At 64.1% G+C, this 25,481-nt stretch carries 22 protein-coding genes; 11 read left to right on the top strand and 11 right to left on the bottom strand.

Annotated elements, in window-relative coordinates; translation table 11 throughout:
• Positions 1 to 133: 133 nt before the first annotated feature.
• From R6258_RS14020 to R6258_RS14010, 3 genes are all read left to right on the top strand, one after another.
• A complete protein-coding gene (locus R6258_RS14020) occupies positions 134 to 952 on the top strand; it encodes a DeoR/GlpR family transcriptional regulator (RefSeq protein WP_318451327.1) in 819 nt (272 codons plus the stop codon).
• Between the two features lie 100 nt (positions 953 to 1,052).
• Positions 1,053 to 2,570 carry a glycerol-3-phosphate dehydrogenase gene (glpD, locus tag R6258_RS14015; RefSeq protein ID WP_318451325.1) on the top strand — a complete coding sequence of 506 codons (1,518 nt, stop codon included), beginning with the start codon at positions 1,053 to 1,055 and terminating at the stop codon, positions 2,568 to 2,570.
• 179 nt (positions 2,571 to 2,749) lie between these two features.
• Positions 2,750 to 3,832: an endonuclease/exonuclease/phosphatase family protein gene (locus tag R6258_RS14010; protein ID WP_318451323.1), complete on the top strand. Its 1,083-nt coding sequence runs from the start codon at positions 2,750 to 2,752 to the stop codon at positions 3,830 to 3,832.
• 93 nt (positions 3,833 to 3,925) lie between these two features.
• Here R6258_RS14010 and R6258_RS14005 read toward each other — a convergent pair whose 3' ends face one another.
• The 6 genes from R6258_RS14005 to R6258_RS13980 form a co-directional block, all read right to left on the bottom strand.
• The gene (locus R6258_RS14005; protein WP_318451321.1) at positions 3,926 to 5,305 is read right to left on the bottom strand and encodes a class II fumarate hydratase; all 1,380 of its coding nucleotides are present in this window, start codon (positions 5,303 to 5,305) and stop codon (positions 3,926 to 3,928) included.
• 105 nt (positions 5,306 to 5,410) lie between these two features.
• Positions 5,411 to 6,451, bottom strand: coding sequence for an AbrB family transcriptional regulator (locus R6258_RS14000; protein ID WP_318451319.1), 1,041 nt, complete (start codon positions 6,449 to 6,451; stop codon positions 5,411 to 5,413).
• The gene (locus R6258_RS13995) at positions 6,451 to 7,203 is read right to left on the bottom strand and encodes an SDR family NAD(P)-dependent oxidoreductase (RefSeq protein WP_318451317.1); all 753 of its coding nucleotides are present in this window, start codon (positions 7,201 to 7,203) and stop codon (positions 6,451 to 6,453) included. Before R6258_RS13995 ends, R6258_RS14000 begins: the two co-directional genes overlap by 1 nt.
• A gap of 58 nt (positions 7,204 to 7,261) precedes the next feature.
• The gene (locus tag R6258_RS13990) at positions 7,262 to 8,707 is read right to left on the bottom strand and encodes an MmgE/PrpD family protein (RefSeq protein WP_318451315.1); all 1,446 of its coding nucleotides are present in this window, start codon (positions 8,705 to 8,707) and stop codon (positions 7,262 to 7,264) included.
• Positions 8,708 to 8,808: 101 nt separating this feature from the next.
• Positions 8,809 to 9,978, bottom strand: coding sequence for a mandelate racemase/muconate lactonizing enzyme family protein (locus R6258_RS13985; protein ID WP_318451313.1), 1,170 nt, complete (start codon positions 9,976 to 9,978; stop codon positions 8,809 to 8,811).
• A 38-nt stretch (positions 9,979 to 10,016) separates the two neighbouring features.
• On the bottom strand, positions 10,017 to 11,129 hold the full coding sequence (locus tag R6258_RS13980; RefSeq protein WP_318451311.1) for a mandelate racemase/muconate lactonizing enzyme family protein: 1,113 nt from the start codon (positions 11,127 to 11,129) through the stop codon (positions 10,017 to 10,019).
• Between the two features lie 492 nt (positions 11,130 to 11,621).
• On the opposite strand from R6258_RS13980, the gene R6258_RS13975 reads away from it, so the two are divergent.
• The 3 genes from R6258_RS13975 to R6258_RS13965 all read left to right on the top strand — a co-directional run bounded on the left by R6258_RS13975 (position 11,622) and on the right by R6258_RS13965 (position 14,770).
• The gene (locus tag R6258_RS13975; RefSeq protein WP_318451309.1) at positions 11,622 to 12,632 is read left to right on the top strand and encodes a tripartite tricarboxylate transporter substrate binding protein; all 1,011 of its coding nucleotides are present in this window, start codon (positions 11,622 to 11,624) and stop codon (positions 12,630 to 12,632) included.
• 24 nt (positions 12,633 to 12,656) lie between these two features.
• Positions 12,657 to 13,196: a tripartite tricarboxylate transporter TctB family protein gene (locus R6258_RS13970; RefSeq protein WP_318451306.1), complete on the top strand. Its 540-nt coding sequence runs from the start codon at positions 12,657 to 12,659 to the stop codon at positions 13,194 to 13,196.
• 68 nt (positions 13,197 to 13,264) lie between these two features.
• The gene (locus R6258_RS13965) at positions 13,265 to 14,770 is read left to right on the top strand and encodes a tripartite tricarboxylate transporter permease (protein WP_318451301.1); all 1,506 of its coding nucleotides are present in this window, start codon (positions 13,265 to 13,267) and stop codon (positions 14,768 to 14,770) included.
• Between the two features lie 104 nt (positions 14,771 to 14,874).
• On the opposite strand, the gene R6258_RS13960 is transcribed toward R6258_RS13965, so the two are convergent.
• Positions 14,875 to 15,558 carry an FCD domain-containing protein gene (locus tag R6258_RS13960; RefSeq protein ID WP_318451295.1) on the bottom strand — a complete coding sequence of 228 codons (684 nt, stop codon included), beginning with the start codon at positions 15,556 to 15,558 and terminating at the stop codon, positions 14,875 to 14,877.
• A 214-nt stretch (positions 15,559 to 15,772) separates the two neighbouring features.
• Here R6258_RS13960 and R6258_RS13955 point away from each other — a divergent pair, with 214 nt between their 5' ends.
• The 3 genes from R6258_RS13955 (at position 15,773) to R6258_RS13945 (ending at position 18,842) form a co-directional block, all read left to right on the top strand.
• Positions 15,773 to 17,134 carry an MmgE/PrpD family protein gene (locus tag R6258_RS13955; protein WP_318451293.1) on the top strand — a complete coding sequence of 454 codons (1,362 nt, stop codon included), beginning with the start codon at positions 15,773 to 15,775 and terminating at the stop codon, positions 17,132 to 17,134.
• 51 nt (positions 17,135 to 17,185) lie between these two features.
• The gene (locus R6258_RS13950) at positions 17,186 to 18,262 is read left to right on the top strand and encodes an isocitrate/isopropylmalate dehydrogenase family protein (protein ID WP_318451291.1); all 1,077 of its coding nucleotides are present in this window, start codon (positions 17,186 to 17,188) and stop codon (positions 18,260 to 18,262) included.
• 148 nt (positions 18,263 to 18,410) lie between these two features.
• Entirely contained in the window at positions 18,411 to 18,842 is a 432-nt protein-coding gene (locus R6258_RS13945) for a secondary thiamine-phosphate synthase enzyme YjbQ (protein WP_318451289.1), read from the top strand.
• Positions 18,843 to 18,972: 130 nt separating this feature from the next.
• Here R6258_RS13945 and hda read toward each other — a convergent pair whose 3' ends face one another.
• On the bottom strand, positions 18,973 to 19,674 hold the full coding sequence (hda, locus tag R6258_RS13940) for a DnaA regulatory inactivator Hda (protein WP_318451287.1): 702 nt from the start codon (positions 19,672 to 19,674) through the stop codon (positions 18,973 to 18,975).
• Positions 19,671 to 20,750: an AI-2E family transporter gene (locus R6258_RS13935; protein ID WP_318451285.1), complete on the bottom strand. Its 1,080-nt coding sequence runs from the start codon at positions 20,748 to 20,750 to the stop codon at positions 19,671 to 19,673. The genes hda and R6258_RS13935 overlap by 4 nt, the downstream gene beginning before the upstream one ends.
• A 131-nt stretch (positions 20,751 to 20,881) precedes the next feature.
• On the opposite strand from R6258_RS13935, the gene purM reads away from it, so the two are divergent.
• Together purM and purN are read left to right on the top strand one after the other, a co-directional pair.
• Positions 20,882 to 21,958, top strand: a complete 1,077-nt coding sequence (purM, locus tag R6258_RS13930; RefSeq protein WP_318451283.1) for a phosphoribosylformylglycinamidine cyclo-ligase — start codon at positions 20,882 to 20,884, stop codon at positions 21,956 to 21,958.
• A complete protein-coding gene (purN, locus tag R6258_RS13925) occupies positions 21,955 to 22,695 on the top strand; it encodes a phosphoribosylglycinamide formyltransferase (RefSeq protein ID WP_318451281.1) in 741 nt (246 codons plus the stop codon). Before purM ends, purN begins: the two co-directional genes overlap by 4 nt.
• 79 nt (positions 22,696 to 22,774) lie before the next feature.
• On the opposite strand, the gene R6258_RS13920 is transcribed toward purN, so the two are convergent.
• Positions 22,775 to 24,697 carry an autotransporter domain-containing protein gene (locus R6258_RS13920; RefSeq protein WP_318451279.1) on the bottom strand — a complete coding sequence of 641 codons (1,923 nt, stop codon included), beginning with the start codon at positions 24,695 to 24,697 and terminating at the stop codon, positions 22,775 to 22,777.
• Between the two features lie 184 nt (positions 24,698 to 24,881).
• Positions 24,882 to 25,448, bottom strand: coding sequence for a dCTP deaminase (dcd, locus tag R6258_RS13915; protein ID WP_136064018.1), 567 nt, complete (start codon positions 25,446 to 25,448; stop codon positions 24,882 to 24,884).
• Positions 25,449 to 25,481 lie beyond the last annotated feature (33 nt).

The following is a 25,481-nucleotide window of genomic DNA, read 5'->3' as shown; positions in this document are numbered from 1 at the left end:
AACAAACCATCGTGAGCCGATCGCTCTACAACCATCGTCGCATTCGCCGGGCGCAACCGCGCCTTTCGCGCAAACTGGTAATATGACGGCATGCCATCAGTACGCACCGCACCGATAACTCACGGAACGCTTAATGATCCAGCGCAACCGCCACGACGCCATCATCGCCCTCGTCAAGCGCCAGGGTTACGCCTCCATCGAGCAACTGGCCGGCGATTTCGGGGTCACCCCGCAGACCATTCGTCGCGACCTCAACCTGCTGGCCAACGAGGGCCGGGTTCGCCGCGTCCACGGCGGCGCCGGGCTCGAATCGAGCACCGTCAACACCGCCTATCAGACGCGCAAGACCCTTAACCTCGACGCCAAGCAGCGCATCGCACGCCTGCTGGCCCGACAGATTCCCGACAACACCTCGCTGTTCATCAACATCGGCACCACCAACGAGATCTTCGCCGAGGCGCTGTGCGACCATCACGGCCTGGAAGTCATCACCAACAATCTCAACGTCGCGGCCATCCTCCAGCACCAGGAGGACTTCAACGTCATCGTCGCCGGCGGCCAGGTGCGCTCGCGGGATGGTGGCATCATCGGCGAGGCGACGATCGACTTCATCAACCAGTTCAAGGTCGACTACGGCATCATCGGCATCAGCGGTATCGACGATGACGGCTCGCTGCTGGAGTTCGACTACCAGGAAGTGCGCGTCGCCCAGGCGATCATCCACAACTCGCGCCAGGTGATGCTGCTCGCCGATCATTCCAAGTTCCACCGCAACGCCGTGGTACGTCAGGGCAACATCGCTCAGATCGATGCCCTGTTCACCGACCGCCAGCCGCCCGAACGGCTGATGCAGTTGATCGAGACCCACGACGTCGCCCTGCATATCGCCGAAGAACCGGCCATTGCCTGCCCGCTCGAAGACGATAGGGGACCGGTTCAGCAGTCGCGATGATGTTCGTTTGCGCCCACGGTGTTTTCATAATCGAAAATATCGCCGATAATGAAGCCCATCGTTTTCATTATCGCACTCGGGGTGTCCCGAAGGAGCCGACATGGGCGCAACGTCATCAACCCCACCGCTACTCGATCTATTCGTCGTCGGTGGGGGCATCAACGGTACGGGAATCGCCAACGATGCCGCCGGTCGCGGCCTTTCGGTATCCCTTTGCGAGCAGGCCGACCTGGCCCAGGCGACTTCCTCGGCGAGTAGCAAGCTGATCCACGGCGGCCTGCGCTATCTCGAGTACTACGAGTTTCGGTTGGTTCGCGAGGCCCTGCGCGAGCGCGAAGTCCTGCTCAGGAAAGCCCCGCACATCATCTGGCCGCTGCGCTTCATCCTGCCCCATCAGCCGCACCTGCGCCCGACGTGGATGGTTCGCGCCGGACTGTTCCTCTATGACCATCTGGGCAAGCGCGACAGCCTGCCGGGCTCGAAGGGCTTGCGCTTCGCCGACGCCAACCCGCTGCGCGCAGAGATCACCCACGGTTTCGAGTATTCCGATTGCTGGGTCGACGATGCCCGGCTGGTAGTGCTCAACGCCCTGCAGGCCCGCGACAACGGCGCCGAGATCCTGGTCCGCACGCGCTGCGTCGAAGCCCATGATGAAGACGGCCATTGGCGGCTGGTGCTCGAGGAGCAGCCTGGCGGACGACGCTTCGAGCGCCGCGCCCGGGTGCTGGTCAACGCGGCCGGCCCATGGGTCGAACGTTTCATCAGCGAACGCACCTCGCACCGCTCACGCTATGGCATTCGCATGATTCAGGGCAGCCACGTGGTGGTGCCACGCATCAACGCCGACGAGCGCGCCTACATCCTGCAGAACCGCGACGGTCGCATCGTCTTCGTGCTGCCCTACGAGCAGGACTTCAGCCTGATCGGCACCACCGACGTGCGTTACCGGGGCGATCCCGCCGGCATCCGGGCCAGCGACGACGAGATCGACTATCTGCTCGAGGTGGTCAACGCGCACTTCCGTACGCCGCTGACCCGCGACGACGTGGTCACCACGTTCTCCGGGGTACGCCCGCTGTGCGATGACGAATCCACCGATCCGGCGGCGATGACCCGCGACTACACGCTCGACCTGGACCGTCAGGGCGCCCCGCTGCTCTCCGTGTTCGGCGGCAAGATCACCACCTACCGCAAGCTCGCCGAAACCGCCCTCAAGACGCTCGCCCCGCTGTTTCCCGCCATGCGGCCGGCATGGACGGCCGAGGCACGCTTGCCCGGCGGCGATATCGACAGCCAGGCGGCCTTCCAGGCTCGACTATTGCGCGACTACCCGTTTCTCGGCGAAGCCCGCGCGCGGCGCTTCGCCAGCAGCTATGGCACGCTCTGCCTGCGCTTCCTCCAGGGTTGCACCAGCAGCGAGGCGCTGGGCCAGGATTTCGGCGGCGGCCTGTCACAGCGCGAGGTCGATTACCTGATCGAACACGAATGGGCGCGTGACGCCGACGATATCCTGTGGCGGCGCACCAAGCGTTACCTACGCCTCGACAACGCGCAGCGCGAGCGGCTCGCCGGCTATCTCGGGCAGCATCAACAGACGGCGCGTGCCGTGGTCGATTGATCGGCGCGGGTACGCCATGAATCGTCCGATTCGGGCGCGACGCTTACGCCGCGCTTGCCGTTCATGTTATTAGTGGGCGCATTTTCTGACCGCTCACGATCTAGCCGACCGACGCCTCGGGCGCCGGGTCTTGCCCGGCTGACGATGAGCGGCTTGCCCCTCCTGTCCCTGGAGTAAGCATGATCGACATCGGCCTGAGCATCGCGGCTGCATTACTGCTGGTTGCCACCCTGGTTCCCTTCTTGCGCCTGCGCTACTGGTGGGTGCGTGGCTTCGACTTCCCGCGGCTGCAGATTGCCAGCCTGGCGCTGGCCGTAGGCCTGCTGCTCTGGCTGTTCGGCAGCGCCGAGTGGCGCTGGTGGGCGATCGCCGCCAGCGCCGTGGTAGTCCTCGTTCAAGGGACGCACATTCGCCCCTGGACGCCGCTGGCGACGAAGAAGGTCGCCGATGCCAATGCCGACGGCGAGTGGCGCTACCTGACCGTGCTGGTCGCCAACGTGCTGACGCCCAATCGCAACGCTCAGGATCTGCTCAAGCAGATCCACGCGGCCCAGCCCAATCTGGTGCTGACACTCGAGTCCGACGAATGGTGGGGCGAGCAGCTGACCCGTTCGCTTCAAGCCGACTGGCCGCACAGCGTCAAGGTGCCGCTCGACAATCTTTACGGCATGCATCTGTTTTCGCGCGAGCCGCTCGAGGATGTCGACGTCAAGTGGCTGATCCAGAGCGATATCCCCTCGATTCATGCCTGGTTGCGCATGGAGTGCGGCATCAGGATCCGCATTCATGCCGTACATCCGCGCCCGCCGGCGCCCAGCGAAAGCGAGGAGTCGCTTTGGCGCGACGCCGAACTGCTGCTGGTCGCCAAGGGCATCCACCAGCACGAGCAACCGACCCTGCTGTTCGGCGATCTCAACGACGTCGCCTGGTCGCGTACCACCCGGCTCTTCTGTCGCGTCAGCGGCATGCTCGATCCGCGCCGCGGGCGTGGCATGTTCAGCACCTTCCACGCCGACCATTTCCTGCTGCGCTGGCCGCTCGACCATATCTTCGTCAGCGAGCACTTCACGTTGGGCGGCATGCGCCGGCTCAAGAGTTTCGGCTCCGATCATTTTCCGATCCTCGCCACGCTCTGCTACCGCCCGGCCCGCGCCGACGAGAACGACTCTCCCGAGGCCGATCGCGAAGAACGTCGACAGGCCGCGGAAACCATCGCCGAGGCCCGCGAGGAAGGCGACGGTGAGGCCACCAAACAAGCGTGAATCCGATTGCGAGCCCCAAAAAAGCCGGCGCTGAGCGCCGGCTTTTTTGTTCTCCCAATGGCGCCAAGCGGTTGCCGGCGCGTCGCATATCGGTCAGCCGGGGATGCCGCCCTCGGTGAGCTTGGCCGGGTCGAGCAGGCGTTCGAGTTCGTCACGCGCCAGATCGGTCTCCTCCTCGGCGACGTCGAGGATCGGCCGCCCGGCCTGGTAGGCCTTCTTGGCCACCGCGGCAGCGGCGTTGTAACCGATCACCGAGTTCAGCGCGGTGACCAGGATCGGATTGCGCGACAACGGCGCGTCGATGTTGTCGCGGCGCACGTTGAATGTGGCTATGGCGCGATCGGCGAGCAAGCGACTGATATTGGTCATCAACGTCAACGAGGTCAGCAGGTTGTTGGCGATCAGCGGCAGCATGACGTTGAGCTGGAAGTTGCCGCTCTGACCGGCGACGCCGATCGCGCTATCCAGGCCGATCACCTGGGCCGCGACCTGGGCGGCGGATTCGGGAATCACCGGATTGACCTTGCCGGGCATGATCGAGCTGCCCGGCTGCAACGCCTCGAGCTCGATCTCGCCGAGCCCGGCCAGCGGCCCCGAGTTCATCCAGCGCAGGTCATTGCTGATCTTCATCACCGTGCAGGCGTAGGTGCGCAGATGCCCCGAAAGCTCGACCGCGGCATCCTGCGAGCCCAGACTGGCGAAGAAGCTGTCGTTGGGGCGCAGCTCCAGGCCGGTCTGCCGACTCAGTACCTTGGCCATGCGGTCGGCGAATTCGGGATGGGCGTTGACCCCGGTACCCACCGCCGTGCCGCCCTGTGCCAGCCGCGAGAGCCGCTGCTGGCCGCTCTGCAGGCGTTCGATGGCCTGCCCCACCTGGCTCGCCCAGCCGCCGAGTTCCTGGCTCATGCGCACCGGCATGGCGTCCATCAGGTGCGTGCGCCCGGTCTTGACCACGCCATCGAGTTCGCCGGCCTTGCGCTCGATCGTCGCCTTCAGGTACTCCAGCGACGGCAGCAGCCGCTCCTTGACGCTCAAGGCAGCGGACAGGTGGATCGCCGTGGGGATCACGTCGTTGCTCGACTGGCCCATGTTGACGTGGTCGTTGGGGCCGACCTCGAGCCCCTCCTGCGACGCCAGGTGCGAGATCACCTCGTTGACGTTCATGTTGGTCGAGGTGCCCGAACCGGTCTGGAAGACGTCGATGGGGAACTGGTCGGCATGCTCGCCATCGATCAACTGCTGGGCGGCGGCGATGATCGCCTCGGCGCGCGGCGAGTCGAGCAGCTCGAGGTCGCGATTGACCTCGGCGGCGGCCTGCTTGATCCGCGCCACCGCGGCGATGAAGGCCACCGGCATCGGCTGTCCGCTGACCGGAAAGTTATTCACGGCGCGCTGGGTCTGCGCGCCATACAGTGCGTCGGCAGGCACTTCCAGCTCGCCCATGCTGTCGCGTTCGATACGGGTCTCGCTCATGGCAACCTCTGATCTCTGACAAGAAAAATAAAACCCTCGGGGAGCCGATAACTCAGCCACAGCATAGGAGCAACACCCAGCCCGGTCCACGCCGGTGCCGACCCTTCAAGAGGTCACCCGCAGCCATAGACGGGCCACTGGCGAGGCCGACAGGTTGACGACGATGATCCGCACCATCTGGAACGCCACCACTTCGGCCACGCCCAACCCCAACGACGTCGCCGTGATCATCATCTCGGCGATACCACCCGGCGAGCCGGCCAGCGTCATTATCGACAACGGGATATCCAGGGGGCTCGCGATCGACCAGGCCGAGAGAATGATCAGCGTGGAAGTGATCAGCGAAACGCCCAGCCCGACAGCCAGGATTCGCGGCAGGCGGGCGATCTCTTCGCGCTTGAAACGCGCCCCCAGGGTCAGGCCGATGGCGATCTGGGCAACGATGAATAGCCATTGCGGCACCCTGCCGCCCAGCGCCCCGGTCAGCGTGTCGACGACCGAGACCAGTAGCGCACCGACGATGAAGGCGTTCTGAATCCCCACGCGATTCATGCACCAGCCGGCTGCGAAACCGATCGCCAGGATCAACAGCGTTTCAGCGCCCAGCTCGGCACCGCCCGCCGCCGTGCCGGCACCGCCCGAACCGTCGAGGAACAGGCTCAGCAACAACGGCAACAGAATCACCAGCGAGGTGACGCGCATCGCCTGGATCAATGAAATCGCCGTGCTCGCCCCGCGCGATTGGCTATCGTCGCCCAGAAAGGCCATCTCGGCGACCCCGCCGGGCAGGTTGGCGAGCAACGCGGTGCGCCGATCCAGGCCGCCCCAGCGTGCCAGCAGCAGCGAGCAGACCGCCGCGATGCATAGCGACCAGAGCGCGAACAGCACCATCCACGGCACCTGCCAGGCCAGCGAGAGCAGCACAGCCGCGGTAAAGCCGTGGCCGACCGAGGTGCCCACGACGACCTGGGCGCCACGCCGCACCGTCAGCGATTCGGGAACGCCCAGACCGCTCAGCGCGGCAACCGCGCTGACCAGCATCGGGCCGAGGATCCACGGCAGCGGTATTCCAGCGAGGTTCGCCGCATGACCGGTGGCTGCCGCAGCGGCAATGACCAGCGCCGTGAAAACATGGCCCTTGCTCATCACGGCATGAACCGACCGCCGTTGACGTGCAGCGTCTGCCCGGTGACATAGCTCTCCCGCGGATCGGCGAACGGCAACACTGCCCGAGCCACGGTTTCGCTGGTGCCCAGCGCTCGATATGGGCCTTTCTCGACCTGATGCGGTACCGACTGACCGGGCTTGCGCGCGGTATCGATCGCGCCGGGCACCACGCAATTGACGCGTACCCGTCCCAGCCCCTCCTCGGCCAGCGCCCGGGTCAGCCCCACCAGCCCGGCCTTGGCGGCGATGACGTGAGGACGCTCGACGGCCGGCCGATGTGCGCTGAGTCCGCCCAGATTGACGATCGCCCCCTGACGCGCCTCGGGCAGGTTTCGGAATAGCCGCTGCGAAGTCAAGAACGCACCCGTGAGAATGACCCCGACAACGGCGTCCCATTCCTGCCGGGAGATCGACAGGAATGGACTGTGGGGGCGTTCCGCGGCGCCGTTGACGAGGATCGAAACCGCGCCAAGCCGTTTCTCGGCGTGAGTGAAGATGCCATCGACCGATATTTCCTCGGCCACCGAGGCGAGCAGACCGGTAACCCGATCACTCTCCCCACCGAGCGCCTTAAGCGCATCGGCCAGCGCCTGATGATCCGAGGCGCCGACGAGACAGACGCCGGCGCCGCAAGCATGCAGCGCACCTGCTATTGCCAGCCCGATGTTGCGCGTTCCGCCGGTGATGATGGCGCATTCGCCGCGCAGATCGGGCGTCCATTGATTCGACATGGCGTGCGTTTCCCTGCCAAACAAGGTGAGAGTGCCGGCGTTGGCCGGCACCCGGGCGTTACGCGCTGAGCCAGCGCGTCAATTCACGGACCGATGCTAGATCCTCGAGATGGCGCACCGTCTCGATCAGCGATTCTGTCTTGCTCGCGTCCCAGCCGGCGAACTCGGCACAGCCGCGGAACTTGTCGGCCACCTCGTCGTAGCTCATCGGGTTGGCGGGACTGCCCTTGCCAAAATCGGCGCGTCCCGAGATCGTCTGCCCGTCCTTGAGATGGATGTCGATGATGGTGGTCATCTTGTCGTAGCCGGCAGCCTCCGCTTCGGGATGCACGCCGAAGTGAACGCGTCCGAGCATTTCCTGGACGTCGCTGCGATTGACCACTTCATCGGTGAACTCCGGCAAGCCGCCGCGCCGCTCGAGCAGCAGGATCGCCATGCAGAACTCCATCGAGAACTTGGCCTGTAGCTCGTTGACCGGGCGATGGTGAATCAGCGCATTGGGCATGTTGTGGTTGGTTCCCACGTTTACCCGGTCGACATCGCCGGGCTTGATGTCATGCTCGAGGATCAGCTCGAGCATGCGGGTCATGCCCGGGTGGGTCAGCGATCCCGAGGGGTTGGGCTTGATCGAGACGCCGGGCTCGATGAAGGTCCAGGGGCGGCCCAGCTTGCCGGAGATCGCCTCGAGCAGGTAGCCGCCACCGTGAGCCTGGAAGAAGCCGCGCGGCGACTCGAGAATCTTGTCGGTGGCGCTCCACCCGGACTGGGCGAAATCCACCGCGACGACACCCGATTCCGACGAACGGCCGGCGTGGAAAGGCTTGGTCATGGTGCCGAAGTTTTCGCGCAGGCCGGCCGATTGGCTGGCGGCTATGGCCAGCGCACGCAGCAACGTCGGCTCATCGAGCCCCTGCAGACGCCCGGCCGCGGCGGCAGCGGCGAAGGTGCCGCAGGTCGCCGTGGCATGGAAGCCATGCTGATAATGGCGCGGCGAGATCGCCTCGGCGATCTTGGTCTCGACCTCCACCCCGAGATGATAGGCCAGCATCAGCTCGCGCCCGGACAGATCGTGAACCTCGGCGACCGCCAGCGCGGCCGGCAGGCACGGTGCGGTGGGATGGGTCAGCAGACCGTAGACGCGATCCGGCCCCACCGCCAGCTGGGTATCGTCGAAGTCGTCGGCATGAATGCCCACGCCGTTGGCGAACGCCGCGAAGCGCTCCGGAACGCGCATGTCGGTGCCGATGACACTGGCCTGGCCAACGCCGCCCAAGCGCTTGAGATAGGCCTGGACGATCCGCCCGGACTCCGCCACCGAACCCGACAGGGCCAGCCCGAAACCATCCAGGATGGATTTCTTGCCGATAGCGAGCAGATCGTCGGGCAGGTCGGTGTACTCGGTTCCCAGAATGAATGCAGCGACCTCGCGTGTCAGGCCTTCGCCACGCCGGGAGTCGATGTCGGGGGTGAACTTCTCGATGGTGGCTTTCCGCTTATCGGCCATGCTCTCTCCTTGTCGTCGTCTGACGCCACGCTGATAGACGCCTGCAAGGCAGCGCGTCGAGATTTAAAGGAAGTGCCGAGTGCCGGCACGCCGTGTCTCGCTCAGGTTTCGGTGACCTCGCGCATCGTGCGCAGCAACTCGGCCTTCGCCTCGAAGCCGATACCGGGCACCTGCAGCAAAGCGACGTAACCGTCTTCGACCGGCGTGTCGTCGGCGAAGCCGCCAAAGGGTTGAAAGACGTCCGGATACGATTCGTTGCCGCCCAGGCCCAGACCGGCGGCGATGTTCAAAGACATCTGGTGACCGCCATGCGGGATGACCCGGCGCGCGCTCCAGCCATGCTGGGCGAGCATCGCCAGCGTTCGCCGATACTCCACCAGACCGTAGCTCAAGGCACAGTCGAACTGCAGGACGTCTCGGTCCGCCCGCATCCCGCCATGGCGGATGAGGTTGCGGGCGTCCTGGCAGGAGAACAGGTTCTCGCCGGTGGCCATCGGCCCGGCATAAGTCTCGCCGAGCGTCGCCTGCAGGGCGTAGTCAAGCGGGTCACCGGCCTCCTCGTACCAGGCCAAGCCATAGGGCTCGAGCGCCTCGGCATAGCGCAATGCGGTCTTCAGGTCGAAGCGGCCATTGGCATCGACCGCCAGGCACCGCCCTTCGCCGACCACCTCGAGTGCCGCTTCGATGCGAGCCAGGTCTTCGTCGAGCGAGGCGCCACCGATCTTCATCTTGACCATGGTGTAGCCACGTTCGAGGTAGCTGCGCATCTCTCGTTGTAGATGGACAAGCGCCTTGCCCGGATAGTAGTAGCCGCCTGCGGCATAGACGAAGACCCGTTCATCGGCCTCGCCGCCGCGATAGGCATTGGCAAGATAACGGTATAATGGAACATCGGCGATCTTGGCGACAGCATCCCACACGGCCATGTCGATGACGCCCACAGCGACGGAACGCTCCCCATGGCCACCAGGTTTTTCGTTAGCCATCAGCTGCGCCCAGATACGCGCCGGATCCAGGTTGTCACCGGCATCGTTGATCAGCGACTCGGGCTCGGCCGAGCGCAGACGGGGCATGAAGCGTTCTCGCAGCAACCCGCTGGCAGCGTAGCGCCCGTTGGAATTGAAGCCGTAGCCCACCACCGGCTTGCCGTCGCGCATCACATCGGTGATCACGGCGACGACACTGGCGTTCATCTTGCTGAAATCGATAAAGGCGTTGCGGATGTCGGAGGCGATCGGCACGACGGCATCGCGAATTTCGACGATCTTCATAGGAATCTCCCCAGCCACTGCGGTTGTCGAATGCTGCTTCACTCCGTGACGCGGGTATCCTTCAAGCCGTCGCGGTCGACCTCGAGCCCCAGGCCCGGGCGATCGGGAATGCTGAGAATGCCGTTCTCGGGACGCGGAGGATCGACGAAGATGGTTTCGCCGACCGAGACCATGCCCAGGTGCCATTCGACCAGCCAACCGTTCGCCAGCCCCGCCATGGTGTGCATGTTGAACAGCGGCCAGCCGCCGCCATTGGCGATCGGCAGGTTGTAGGTCTGAGCCAGGTGCGCGGCCTTGCGCGCCTCGGTATAGCCGCCGCAATAGGTGCAGTTGGGCTGAAGGATATCGATTGCCTGATGCTCGACCAGCTCGCGCAGGCGCCAGCGGTGGCCTTCCATCTGGCCGGCGGCGAGCGGGATTCGCGTCGATTGGCGCAGATCGGCCAGTGCCCGCGCATCGTTCTGATAGAGCGGTTCCTCGAACCAGGTAATGTTGCACTCCTCGACGGCGCGGCACAGCAGCTTGGCCTCCACCGGACTGAATAGATAATTGGCGTCCATCATCAGGTCGATGTCGTCGCCTACCGCCTCGCGGATCGCCCTCACCCGGGCGGCATCCTCGCGCCAGCCGCCCTTGTCGACCCCCACGACCGTCTTGAGCGCCCGAAAGCCGCCTTCGACATGCAACCGGGCCGCCTCGGCCAACTGGTCGCGATCGTACTGGGGAAAGCCGAAGGTGACGTAGGCGGGAACCCGTTCGCGGCAGCCGCCCAGCAAACGGGCGACCGTGCGGCCCGCCTGCTTGCCCTGGATATCCCAGAGGGCGATGTCCAGGCAGGACAGCGCCATGGAGACCGTACCGGTCATCGCACGCGGGTTGAGCTTGGCGGCTACGCGCTGATGAATGGCCTCGACATCGCCAGGATCCATGTCCCTGACCACGGGCAGAAAGTGCTTCTCCAGGGCAACGACCACGGCATGAGCGAGAAAATGCCCGGTCAGGCCATAGCCGACGATGCCTTCGTCGGTCTCCACCTCGCAGAAGACAAACAGCTTCTGCTCTTCGCGACCATAGCCGGCCACCTTGCCGCTCAGCAGCGGAATTTCGATGGAGGTGGTGTGCAAGCTCGCCCTGATGTCCTTGATTTTCATTGTTGTCGTTCTCCGACTGATCACACCCGAGGCGGGGAGGAAATCCGTCTGCCGTACCGAAGCCCTCTCACCGATGGGATGGAATTCGGTCAGATGGCTCACCCTTGCAGGCTGTGGGTTCGGCCACGCCTCAGTATTGAAAACTGTTAACGATTATGTCAAATCGAGAGTTCGCCCGCATGAAGCGGCACGCGATCAATCGCTGCCAAGGACGAGCCATCCCTCATTAAAAAGCTCATTAATTCATCTAACTAAATAGGTTTATAAAGGGAGCCGGGCGCGGTTTCGCTCAACATGAAGCGCACCAATTCGACCAAAGGCTAAGAAGAATACCGGCTTTTTTGTTGACAGTTTTCAGTTTAGATACGAACACTGATACCCGTAAGCAGGGCGAAGACGCCCTAGAAGTGCCGCACGAGTCGAAGAACAACAACTTTGAGAATCCGAGCCCATTTCGATGACAAGACGCCATAAAAAGGAAGGAAGGCTTACATGATCCCCAAGCTCACTACCGCATCCGCACCGAACGGTCGCCTGTTGCGGGCCGGCCTGATGGCCGCTGCCCTAGTCGCGCCTCTCAGTTCACTGGCCCAGGAAAACCCCTGCGACCCCGAACAGTGGCCGACCAAGACGATCGAACTCGTTTCCCACTCATCCGCTGGCGGCGGCACCGACACCACAATGCGCATGTGGATGGACGCTGCCGCGGCCGAGATCGACGAGAATGTCACCGTGGTCTACAAGCTGGGCGGTGGCGCGCGTGCCGCCCACGAATACTTCAAGAAACGCGGGCCCGACTGCCATACCATCATGGCCTTGACACAGACCCACCTGTACACCATCGCTCGCGGCAACTCGCCGCTCGAGATCGATGACCTCAAGGGCGTGGCGCGGGCCATGGACGACCCTTCGGTGATCGTGGTTCGCGAGGACAGCCCCTACAAGAACTACGAAGAACTGCTCAAGGCTTCGCAGGAAGAACCGCTCACTTGGGGCGTGGCGCAGGTCGGCGGCACCGAGCACATCGGTATCGAACGCTGGGCCGAAGCTGCCGGCGCCAAGGTCAGAGTCGTGCCGTTCGGCGGTGGCGGCGACATGGTCACCGGGCTACGCTCCGGCGCGGTCGATGCGACGATCGCCAACGTCAGCGAATCTCTGGATCAGATCAAGGAAGGCGACCTCCGGGCGCTGGCAGTCCTGGCTGGTGAGCGCGTCAAGGATCTCCCCGACGTACCCACCGCAGCCGAGAAGGGCGACGATGTTACTGTTTCCACCACCCGCGGTTACTACGTTCATGCCGACACGCCACCGGAGATGGTCGACAAGATCGAGAACTGGATTCTCACCGCCATGAAGAGCGAGCGGTTCCAGAACTATCTCAAGAATAACGGCCTGGATCCCGAAAAGAACATCGCCGGCAGCGATGTATGGGACCAGCAGATCAAGGAGGAGTATCAGACCTCGCTTAAAACCATGCGCAAACTCGGTCTAACCGAAAAGTAAGCGAGTCATCCAGAGGACCCTGAAATGAGACATCCGTCGGCACGCCGTGCTGGCGAGAAAGCGGGGCATCGCCCCGCCTCCTCGCTTCTTCACCCGGTGGATCGAGTCGTCGCCTTGATCGTCCTGGCCATCTGCGCGTTTCTGGTCTGGCGAACCTATCTCTTCGACCAGGTCCCTGCCTCGCTCGCGCAGAACGTTCAACCCGGCACATTTCCCAGGCTGCTGCTCTATCTGATCGTCGCCCTGGCCCTGTTATTGCCCTTCGAACACCTGCAAAAACGCAAGCAGGGCATCGATATCGACAGCGATCGACGCGAACGTCCCAAACCCATCGTCTTCATCACCGCCGTGGTGCTCTTGACCGTGGTCGGCGTCATGCCCTGGTTGGGGACCTATATCGGTCTAGTCCTCGCCGCTGTGGCATTGCCCATGCTGTGGGGCGAACGTCGCTGGAAGATCCTGGTGCCCTATGCCCTGCTGTTCCCAACGGCGCTGTTCTGGTTATTCGCCAGCGGGCTGCAGGTGACGTTCCTACCGGGCATCCTCGGCCATATTTTTCGCTGACCATGGTCTACGAGCCGACAAGCGCGAAGAACGGCTGAATTCATCACTCGACTCGGGGGAAAGCACCCTTGAACATCGATGCAGTCTTGACCGGCGTCCAATTGATCCTGACGCCAACCAGTATTCTCCTCATCCTCGTTTCCGTGCTGCTCGGGGTGATCGTCGGCGCCCTGCCCGGTCTCAGCTCGACCATGGCGGTTGCCTTGCTTCTGCCCTTCACACTGGGGCTCGAGCCGGTCGTGGCGATCGCCATGATGGCGGCTCTTTACTGCGCTGGGACCTTTGGCGGCTCGATCACGGCGATCCTGATCAATGCTCCCGGCGCGCCACCGGCGGTGGCCACCGCACTCGATGGCTACCCTCTCGCCCAGCGCGGCGAGGCGGGTCGCGCGCTGGGTGTGGCAGCTATCGCCAGCGTCTGCGGCGGCATTCTGAGTCTCTTCATCTTCATTGCAGCCGCGCCGCTGCTGGCATCGGTCGCGCTTAGCTTTCGCCCCCAGGAGTATTTCGCCCTGACGCTGTTCGGGCTCTCCATGCTGGCTTCGATCAGCGGCAAGTCCTCACTGCGCAACTTGATCGCCGGCTTCTTCGGGGTGCTGGTGAGTACCGTTGGCATCCATATGGTTACCGGAATTGAGCGTTTCACCTTCGGTACCTCGGTGCTCTACGAAGGCATCGATTTCGTTCCCGTACTGATCGGCATCTTCGCCATCGCCGAAATGCTCAGGCAATCCCAGGCCGGCGATGAAGTCATGGAACGCATTCGCTCGGTGGCATTGCGACTGCCCAGCCGGAAAGATCTACGACAGATCTGGGCGACCATTCTTCGCTCGACGGGTATTGGTACGATCATCGGCATCCTGCCCGCCGAGGGCACGACAGTTGCCGCGATCATGGGTTACAACGAGGCCAAACGCTGGTCGAAGCATCCCGAAGAGTTCGGCAAAGGATCGATCGAAGGCGTGGCGGGCCCGGAAGCCGCCAACAATGCGGGTACCAGCGGCGCGATGGTACCGACGCTAGCGCTGGGGATTCCCGGAAGCGGTACCACCGCGGTCATTCTCGCCGCTCTGATCATGCACGGGTTCCGCCCCGGCCCGTTTCTCATGCGCGAGAACCCGGAGATCCTCTATGCCATTTTCACGGCCATGCTGATCGCCAACTTCGCTTTTCTGTTCGTCGGCCTCTTGGGGGCCAAGGTGTTTTCCATGATCACACTGATCCCCCGGACGTTTCTCTGGCCGTCGGTATTCTGCTTCGCGGTGGTGGGGGCCTATGCCTATCAGCAGCAGATGTTCGACGTCTGGGTCATGCTGATCGCCGGTCTGGTGGGCTTCTTCGCCCTGCGCCACGGCTTCGGGCCGGCGCCCTTCGTGATGGGATTGGTGCTCGGCGACTTGATCGAGAAGAACTGGTCGCAGTCGATGATCATCTTCAACAGCGACTGGCTGCGCTTCTTCGACAGCCCGGTCTGCAATCTTTTCTTCATCATGACGGCCATGAGCCTGTCCAGCCCGTTCCTCAAGCCGGTCATCAAGCGTCTGCTCGACAAGCGCCGCCCGACGACCCCATGACCCGGAATGAACCGCCGGCCCAGGCCGGCGAACGTCACGGGACGATCTTCGAATGCGTCAGGAGGCGAGACATGCCCCAACCACCATTGCCGGCCGGCCGTGCCTTACGAACCAACTCGGGCCAGCGCGCTCATGGCGCGGTCTCGCCCGGCCAACACATGATCGTGCATGGCGTTGAACGCACGCTGGGCATCCCGCGAGGCGAGCCCTGCGACGATCTCGCGATGTTCCCGGTTGGAAGCCTTCATGCCGTCCCCCGAGACCAGGCCGCGCGTGCGGAAGAGATGCAATTGGCGAACGAGATCGTGATAGGTCTTGACCAATCGCTCGTTGCCAGAGGAAGAAATCAGGAAGTCGTGAAAGGTCAGGTTCGCCGGGTAGTACCGGTCGAAGTCGTTGGCATTGGCTGCCGCCTCCATCTGCTCGACCAGCAGTTCCAGGTGATCCAGTTGAAGCTTGGTGATACGAGCCGCCAGCAGCATGCCGCAGTAACCGAACAGACCGGCACGCACCTCATAGACGGACTTTGCATCCTCTTCGGTGATCACCCGAATGAATACGCCGCGGTTGGGGATCAACTGGACGAGCCCCTGCGCCGCCAGGGCGCGGCAGGCCTCCCTCACCGGCCCCCGACTGATGCCGAGGCGCGTGGCCAGGGCATTCTCGTTGATTCTTTCGCCCGGCGAGTAATGTCCCTCGATGACCAAGCGTTCGATTTCACGCTGCGCCATGCTGGTCAGCGATTGAGCGCGCAGGAAACCGGAGGAGTCGATGTCTTTGTCGGCCATTGTCATTAGCCTTGGCTCATGTTTGGGGTGCCATGGCGGCCCATCGCGCCACGGTGTTGACGGAAATGACACTTTATTCTGTCAACAGTCGTCAAATAAATATCTGACGTTAGAGCCATTGTAGCCCGACAAACCGGGCTATCACAGCAATCACAAGCCAATTTCAATTGAAATACATTGTTTACAGTTTTCAATTTCAGTTAGGAGATAAGCGATGTCCCAGAGAAACGATGTCACACGTGCCCTGGCGGAATGGATCGTCGACTGCCGGTCGAATGACATTCCCGAGGAGATTCGCACCGAAGCTGTACGCACTTTCGTCAACTGGCTGGGCTGCGCCATCGGTGGTGCCACGCACGAGACGGTCGATTGCGCCCTTGCCGCCGTCGCGCCATTCTCCGGCTCCCCCGAATCCAGCGTGCTGGGTCGTAGCGAGCGCCTCGATCCGCTGCATGCCGCTCTGCTCAACGGCATCAGCTCGCATGTCCTCGATTATGACGACACCCACTTGAAGACGATCATCCATCCGGCCGGTCCTGTTGCGTCCGCCCTGCTCGCAATTGCCGAGACACGCCCCGTGAGTGGAGCCGCCTTCCTCGACGCCTTGATTATCGGCGTCGAGACGGAGTGCCGCATTGGCAATGCGGTCTATCCGGACCATTACGACCGTGGCTGGCACATCACCGGGACCGCCGGGGTGTTCGGCGCAGCCGCCGCAACGAGCCGCCTGCTCGGCCTCGACGCCCAGGCAACGACCTGGGCACTGGGTATCGCCGCGACGCAATCGTCGGGCTTTCGCGAGATGTTCGGCACCATGTGCAAGAGCTTCCACCCCGGACGGGCGGCCCAGAACGGCGCCTTCGCCGCCTTTCTCGCCCAGGCGGGCTTCGACTCCTCGGAACGTGCCATCGAGGCGCCGCGAGGTTTCGCCAACGTCATGTCCGACAAGCAGGACTATGGCGAGATCCTGGACGGCCTGGGCACTCACTGGGAAGCCGCACTGAACTCCTACAAACCGTTTGCCTGCGGGATCGTCATCCATCCCACGATCGACGGCTGCATCCAGCTCAGAAACGAGTTGGGCGATGATGTCGGCCGCATCGCCAAGGTCGAACTGACCGCCCATCCGCTGGTGCTCGAGCTCACCGGCAAGACCGAGCCCCGCACCGGCCTCGAAGGCAAGTTCAGTGTCTTTCATGCTGCTGCCAGCGCCCTGCTGCGTGGCGACGGCTCGCCCACCGCCTTCACCGACGAGGCAGTCAACGACCGCGCACTCATCGATATGCGTCGCACCATCCACGTGACCACCGACCCCGCCTGTAACGAGGCTTCGGTCACCATCGCCGTCACCCTCGAGGATGGCCGGCGTATCGAGAAGCATATCGATCGGGCGATCGGCTCGCGTGAGCGCCCATTGAGCGATGCCCAGATCGAGGCCAAGTTCCGCGACCAGGCCGCCGCCGTGATCGGCGAACAGGCCTGTGAAGCCTTGATCCGGGCGGCCTGGCAAATCGCCGCCATGGACGATGTCGGGGCGCTGGCCCGAGCTTGTGCGCCGGGCGCTTCCAGGCAATAGGCCAGTATTCAGTCTCGAATCCGACAACGCCCATCAATGCAGGGAGATCTTATGGCTACCCCCCACCTCACTCTAGGCGTGCTCAACGGCGACGATATCGGCCACGAAATCGTTCCTGCCGCCGTCGAACTGGCCCAGGCCGCTGCCGAGCGTAGCGGCTTGCGCGTCGACTGGCGGCCCATGCCGATCGGCCGCAAGGCACTGGACGAGTACGGCACCACCATGCCTGACGGCACGCTCGACACGCTGGCGCGACTCGACGGTTTCATCCTCGGGCCGATAGGGCACCGCGAGTATCCAAAAGTCGAAGGTGCGATCAATCCCCATCCGATCTTGCGCAAGACCTTCGATCTGTTCGCCAATGTGCGCCCGACCCGCTCCTTTCCCGATATCGGCTGCATCTACGACGATATCGACCTGATCATCGTGCGCGAAAACAACGAAGGCTTTCAGCCCGATCGCAACGTCGTCGCCGGCTCGGGCGAGTTCCGCCCAACCCACGACACCACGATCTCGGTGCGCGTGATCACTCGCGAGGGCAGCCGCAAGGTCGCCGAAGCCGCCCTGGCGCTCGCCCGGTCGCGACGCAAGAAGCTGACCATCGTGCACAAGAACACCGTGTTCAAGCTGGGATGCGGCATGTTCGTCGAGGAGTGCTACCGGGCCGCCGAGGCCTTTCCGGACGTCGAGGTCGACGAGGCGATCGTCGATACTTTCGCCATGCGGCTGATCCGTCATCCCCAACAGTACGATGTGGTGGTGACCACCAACATGTTCGGCGACATCCTCACCGACGAAGCGGCTGGGCTGGTCGGCGGGCTGGGCATGGCGCCAGGACTATGCATCGGCCGCGGCAACATCGCCATGGCGCAAGCGACCCACGGTTCGGCGCCGGACATCGCCGGTACCGGCCTGGCCAACCCCTACGCAATGATCGAGTCCACCCGCATGCTGCTCGAGTGGCTGGGGCAGCGCCACGACATCGCCCCGGCACGCGAAGCCGCCGAGTTGATGGCGACCGGCATTCATGCCGCCCTCGCCGATCCGGCCACCCGCACGCCGGACATCCGGGGCACCGGTCGGCTCGCGGACATGGTCGCCGCGATGCGGCGCGCGATCGCAGAATAGCGGGCCGGGCCCCATGGAGACGACGATGCCGAGATGGTTGATGACGGTCGTGTCGGGTCTGATACTGTCGAGTCACCGGACCCTGCGCGCCGAGGTGCCTCCCTGAGTCGGTTTATCGGCCCCGGCTGTCCAAGACAAGGAGATGTCCATGTGGGACCAGCAACGGATCACCCTCGAGCCGCGGCCTCGCGGCTTTCACCTAATCACCGACGACGTCGTCGACGCCCTGCCGCGTCTCGGCGAGTGCACTGTCGGGCTGCTGCATCTGCAGTTGCTGCATACCTCGGCGTCGCTGACCCTCAACGAGAACGCCGACCCCGACGTGCGCCACGACATGGATGCCTTCCTGCGCGATCTCGCCCCCGGCGACCTGCCCTATTTTCGCCATACCGCCGAGGGTCCCGACGACATGCCCGCGCACATCGGCGCCAGCCTGTTCGGCACGCAGCTGACGATCGCGGTCCACAAGGGGCGGCTGGCACTGGGTACCTGGCAAGGTATCTGGCTGGGCGAGCACCGCGATCACGGCGGGTCGCGCAAGCTCATCGCCACGCTGAACGGCGAGCAAGCTCGTACCTGAAGCTCGGCGAGCAAAGGCCAGACAAGGCAAATATTGCCGAAAAATCGGAGCTTACAGCTGTAAATGAGTCTTTTGAGATAATATTTAACGCCGTATGAGCGAGCACAGCCAGTTTCAGGCAGAGCTTGAATTACCAGCCCAGCGATTGCTTCACGAAGGGGATGGTCAGCTTGCGTTGGGCGGTGAGCGAGGCGCGATCGAGCCGCTCGAGGGTCGCGAACAGCTCGTTGAGCTGGCGTGGCCCACGGTGCAGGATGTAGCGCGCAACCTCATCGGGAAGCTGCATTCCGCGACTGCGTGCGCGCAGTTGCAAGGCCTCGAAGCGCTGCACGTCGTCGAGCCGCTGCAGATGGAAGGTCATGCCCCAGCTCAACCGGGAAGCCAGATCGGGCAGTTGGATATCGAGCTGCCGGGGCGCCGCCGAGGCGGCGATCACCAGCCGCTTGCCGGCATCGCGCAGGCGATTGAAGCCATGGAAGAGGCCCTCTTCCCAGCGCTTGCGCCCGACCACCGCGTCGAGATCGTCGATCACCACCAGGTCGAGGCGTTCGATCTCTTCGAGCATGTGCGGGGGGAAATGGCCCAAGTCGTCGAGCGGCAGATACAGCGCCCGCCGGTCACGTGCGCTGGCCTCGTGACAGGCGGCCTGCAACAGATGGCTGCGCCCCGATCCAGGCGCGCCCCATAGGTAGATGAAGGCCTCGCCGTCGTCGTCGAGCTGGGCACGCAACTTGGCCACCAGGGCGGCATTGTCGCCCGGCAGAAAGTTGCCGAAGGTTGCGTCGTCGCGTAGCCCTACGCCCAACGGCAGCTGCGTCGGCCCGGTGCTCATTGGCTATCCTCGTTGCCGCGGGGCGGGCCCTCGGCCTCATACAAGTGGCTGTTTTTATAGCGTTCATACAGGTAACGCAATAATACCATGACCATCGCCGCCACCGGCAACGCCAGCAGGATGCCGGTGAAGCCGAACAGCTGGCCGCCGGCAAGCACGGCGAATATCACCGCAACCGGATGCAGCCCGATCTTGTCGCCCAGCAACAGCGGCTGCAGCAGCATACCCTCGAGCATCTGGCCGATGCCGAAGACCGCCGCCACACCAAGTAGATGCACCACGTCGCCATACTGGAAGAAGGCCACGATCGCGGCGATCGCCAGGCCGACGATTACGCCCAGATAGGGGACGATGCTCGCCAGACCCGCCACGAGGCCGATCAGCACGCCGAACTGGATGCCCAGCAGCGTCAGCCCCACGGCATAGACGATGCCCAGACTCAGCATCACCAGCAATTGACCGCGCAGGAAGGCCGACAGCACCTCGTCGCACTGCATTGCCAGGCGTGTCACCGTCGGCTCGTAGCGGCGCGGCAGCAGGTCGCGGACGCGCCGCTTGAGGCGATCCCAGTCGAGCAGCAGATAGAAGGTCACGACCGGAATCAACGCCAGATTGCCGATCCAGATCGCCAGTGCCAACCCCGAACGCGATACCTGGGCGAGGATGCCCGCGGCGAAGGTGCTGGTCTCCTTCCAGTTGGCCATCAGGCCCTGGCGCAGCTGGTCGAAATCGGTGCTGAAGTCGAGCCCCGAGACCTCGCGCACCCAGGGAAGGACCGTGGCCTGCACCCAGTTGAACATGTCCGGCAGGGCCTCGATCAACTGCCCCAGCTGGCGACCCATCAGCGGGATGAGGATCACGAAGGCGACTATCAGGAAAAGCGACAGCACCAGGAACACCACGCTCACCGCCAGGCGCCGCGACAGGCCCTTGGCTTCCAGCCAGTCGGTCAGCGGATCGCCCAGGTAGGCCAGGATCATGCTGACGAAGAACGGCATCAGGATCGGCTCGAGCAATACCAGCAGCCAGACCATGGCGGCCACGCCCAGCAGCGTCCAGACTTGCAATCGTGTCATGCGTATCACTCCATCATGCGCGTCGGCACGCCGATGCACCGCGGCAGGCGCGATGCTACAATGCGCGCGCTTTCTCCTCTAGGTCATTCTCGACAGGCTATTACGCCAGGCTCTCTAAGACAGGACACGCCATGACCCGCAGCGCCTCCGACAAACCTACGCCCCCTTCGCTGAGCTACAAGGACGCCGGGGTGGACATCGACGCCGGCAACGCGCTGGTCGACCGCATCAAGGGCGTCGCCAAGCGGACGCATCGCCCCGAAGTGCTGGGCGGGCTGGGTGGCTTCGGCGCGCTGTGCGAATTGCCGGCCGGCTATCGTCAACCGGTCCTGGTCACCGGCACCGATGGCGTGGGCACCAAACTGCGTCTGGCGATGGAGCTGGGCCGTCACGACACCATCGGTATCGACCTGGTGGCGATGTGCGTCAACGACCTCGTCGTCGCCGGCGCCGAACCGCTGCAATTCCTCGACTACTATGCCACGGGCAAGCTCGATGTGGATATCGCCGCCGACGTGGTCACCGGCATCGGCGAAGGCTGCCTGCAGGCCGGTTGCGCACTGGTGGGCGGCGAGACCGCCGAGATGCCCGGCATGTACGAAGGCAGCGACTACGACCTGGCGGGCTTTTGCGTGGGCGTGGTCGAGAAGTCCGAGATCCTCGACGGTAGCCGGGTCGCCGAGGGCGACGTGCTGCTCGGCCTGGCCTCGTCGGGTCCGCACTCCAACGGCTATTCGCTGATCCGCAAGATCCTCGAGGTCAGCGCTGCCGACCTGGCGACAGACATCGACGGCCGCAGCCTCGGCGACGCCCTGCTCGCGCCGACGCGCATCTACGTCAAGCCGCTGCTCTCGCTGATCAGGGATAGCGGCCTCGCCGTGCACGCGCTGTCGCACATCACCGGCGGCGGCCTGCTCGAGAACCTGCCCCGCGTGCTGCCCACGCATCTCACCGCGCGCGTCGACGCCGGCGCCTGGCAGCGCCCGGCGGTCTTCGACTGGCTGCAGCGTCAGGGCAACGTCGCCGAGCGCGAGATGTATCGCGTACTCAATTGCGGCATCGGCATGGTGGTGGTGGTACCCGCCGACCAGGCCGATGCCGCCGCGCAGCATCTGTCCGACGTCGGCGAGACCGTCGTTCGGCTGGGCGCCATCGAGGCTCGCCAGGGCGACGAGGAACAGGTCCGCATGGAGAATCTCGAGGCATGAGCCAGGACGACGCGAGCAGCGACACGCTCAACGATTTCACCGCCGAGGCCGCCGAGCCCCGCCGCGTGGTGGTGCTGATTTCCGGCAACGGCAGCAACCTGCAGGCGCTGATCGACGCCCAGTCGTACGACGAGCTGGGCGGCGAGATCGTCGCGGTGATCTCCAACAAGGCCGATGCGTATGGCCTCAAGCGCGCCCATGACGCGGGCATCGAAGCGGTCGCCCTGCCGCACCGCGAGTACGACAGCCGCGAGGCCTTCGACGGCGCGCTGATCAAGGTGATCGAGCGCCACCAGCCCGACCTGGTGGTGCTGGCCGGCTTCATGCGCATCCTCACGCCGCGCTTCGTGCAGCGCTACTACGGCCGCCTGCTGAACATCCATCCCTCGCTGTTGCCTGCCTACCCTGGCCTGGACACCCATGCACGGGCGCTCGCCGACGGCGTCGAGGAGCACGGCGTCAGCGTGCATTTCGTCACCGAGGACCTCGACGGCGGACCGGTGGTGATGCAGGCCGCCCTCAAGGTGCGCCCCGGCGACAGCGAGGAGCAGGTGGTCGAGCGCATCCACGCCCGCGAGCATCTGATCTACCCGATCGCCGTGCGCTGGTTTCTCGAGGGCCGGCTGCAGCTCGGCGCCGAAGGCCCGCTGCTCGACGGCGCGGCACTACCGCCGCATGGCATGCGGCTGTCGCATGAGGATGCAGCTGAAGAGCTGGACGAAGAGCTCGATGACTGAGTCAGGATAGTCACAGATGACTTTCTGGAGTCTACATATCGCAATTGTCAGCGGGCCATGGCTTCCCGGCCATTGATACTCAGAACGAGAAGCCCGCACTCAATTGCACATGCGTTGCCGCCTCGCTCCAGCCTTGCACGCCGCCCCCCGCCTGAACGGTGAAATCCCCTAGCCGCATGCGCAGCCCCGCATCGAGACGAAGGTAACCCTGATCCTCGCGCTCACGCTCCTCGCCCGACCAGCGATTGGTCGGCAGCGATGCCAGTCTGACCTCGGCGCCTTCACGGGTCCCGTCGAGATAGCGCCCTCCGGCCAGTTCCGCAAAGAACCCAAGACCGCCCGCCGGGGCTCGGTCCACCAGAAAGCCGGCTTCCGCTTGGCGTTCGGTCACCGATTGCTCGGAGACGATCAAGGCATTGGCAGCCGAGCCCTGCTCGCGATAGCCCTCGATCTCGACCTCGACATGCCGATAGCCGATGAACGGTGCGGTGTACCAGGGTGAGTCGCTGGCCGTCAGTCGATAATCGAGGCGCAGATCGCCGGCCCAACCATCCGCCTGGGTGGTTCCATCGAGCACGCGAACCGCCGACCCCAGCGCAATTCGGCGCTGCAGATCGAGATCGAAATCGCCCCGGCTGGCGATCGCCTGCACCCCGACCCGCCCGAACTGCTGTCGCGCGAACAGGCTGAAGGCCTGACCGTCGAGCTCGCTATCCATGGGATGGTCGAGTGAGGCCTCGCGCTGGGCGGCAGCCACGCCCACCCAGCCCCGAGCGAGCGGCATTACTGCCCCGACACTCGCCGCGCTGTGCGAGGCGTCGAGTTGTGGCTCAGCGACGAAACCTCGCGATGCACCTCCCTGATGATCGCCCTGCACGAACAGCCGTAAGCCCCGCCCCTGCATACCCGGGCGCAATTCGCTGGCGATGGCCTGCTGTTGTGCCGCCAGCGATCCCACGGCCAACTCGCCACTCAGGGATAGTAGCTGCGGTGCCCTGATCAGCGCATAGGCATAATCGGCGAGTATTTGCTGGCCCGCCGTGGTCGGGTGCACCGTGTCGTAGAACAGCAGGCGAGACGGATCCGGATTGCCCGACGCCAGGCCATAGGCAGAGGTATCGCAAAGGGGATCGCTGAAGCAGACATTGGCCAAGGGGATATCCGTCGCCAGCCCGAACTCGGCAGGCGAGCTCGTCACGTCGGCGAACAGACCGGGAACATCCAGCCGAATGATGTCGAGCTTTCCATCGTAGCGGGCCAGGTGCTCGCCCAAGGCTTGGTTGTAAACCTGGACCAGTGACGAGAACGCTTCGCGCTGGCCCGAGACCAACCCGGCCGGCGATTGCCCCACGTCCGGCAGATTCGAGACCACGATGGTTCGGGCGCCGGCCGCGACCAAGGCATCGATGCCCCGGGCCAGCGTGTCGGCACTGTCGATGGCATCGGCCGTCTGGGTAACCAGGCCATCGAGAAAATCGTTGCCGCCGCCATTGACGTAATACAGCGCCTCGGGGGCGGCACTGCCACCCGTGGTCACCAGGTAACCGTCGCGGGTACGCAGCGTCAGCCCCGACTGGCTGACGACGGAGCCGTCCGGCTGGGTGATGGAAGCGACGATATCGGCGGTGGTATAGCCGCCCGTGGCGTAATTGGTGCCGTCCGGCAACCCCAACTGGTCGCGAATGACCGAGGTGGAAGGCAGCAACGGTGCCAACCCCAGGGCATCGGCCAGGCGCTGGGTGCTGACTTCTCCGTAAGGCGCAGGCGCCCGATACTCGGGCCCCACCCGGTTGGTAAAGCGCAGGCTGCCGAGCTCCCCCTGAGCGAGGCGCTCCGGATCGGGAAACTGCCCCGAATCACTGAGACTATCGCCGAACACGACCAGCCCGGAATACCCGGCGGCCCCCGTCGAAAACAGCCAGGCGGTCAGGATGACCGGCCAATAGCGCATACGATGGGTTGCCCCGATAACGGGCCGATGGGTTGCGGAAGAGTTGGCCATGACTCAGCGCCTCGCAGGATCGACAGGGACATGGCATCCGACCAACCGAGCCATGTCTTCCCAGCGTAGTCGACGCTAACCTGCTTTGGCGTACGAGCGTAGCGTTCATCAAGCTGAAACGACACGGCCGAGCCCTACTGGCTCGGCCGTGAATGCAGCGGCGCGCCTCCGGTACTTGCCCGCCTCAGGTCCGCGGCAGGGTCACGCCGCGCTGGCCCATGTACTTGCCGCCGCGGTCCTTGTAGGAGATCGCGCACTCCTCGTCGGATTCCAGGAACAGCATCTGCGCCACCCCCTCGTTGGCGTAGATGCGCGCCGGCAGGTTGGTGGTGTTGGAGAACTCCAGGGTCACGTGACCTTCCCATTCCGGTTCCAGCGGGGTGACGTTGACGATGATTCCGCAGCGCGCATAGGTCGACTTGCCCAGGCAGATGGTCAGCACGCTGCGCGGGATGCGGAAGTACTCGACGGTGCGCGCCAGCGCGAAGGAGTTGGGTGGGATCACGCAGGCATCGCCCTTGACGTCGACGAAGCTCTTCTCGTCGAAGCTCTTGGGATCGACCACCGCCGAATGGATGTTGGTGAACACCTTGAACTCGTCGGCGCAACGCACATCGTAACCGTAGCTGGACGTGCCGTAGGAGATCACCCGCTGCCCGTCGACGTGACGGACCTGATCGAACTCGAATGGCTCGATCATGCCTTGCTGCTCGGCCATGCGGCGAATCCAGTTATCGGATTTGATGCTCATCGGGCGTCCTCGGGTTCACGCGATCGTAAAATG

The sequence above is a fragment of the Halomonas sp. HP20-15 genome, from assembly GCF_033446685.1.
GTDB lineage: Bacteria > Pseudomonadota > Gammaproteobacteria > Pseudomonadales > Halomonadaceae > Modicisalibacter.
Note: the sequence above shows the minus strand (reverse complement) of the source record. Positions and strands in the feature narration are given on the sequence as shown.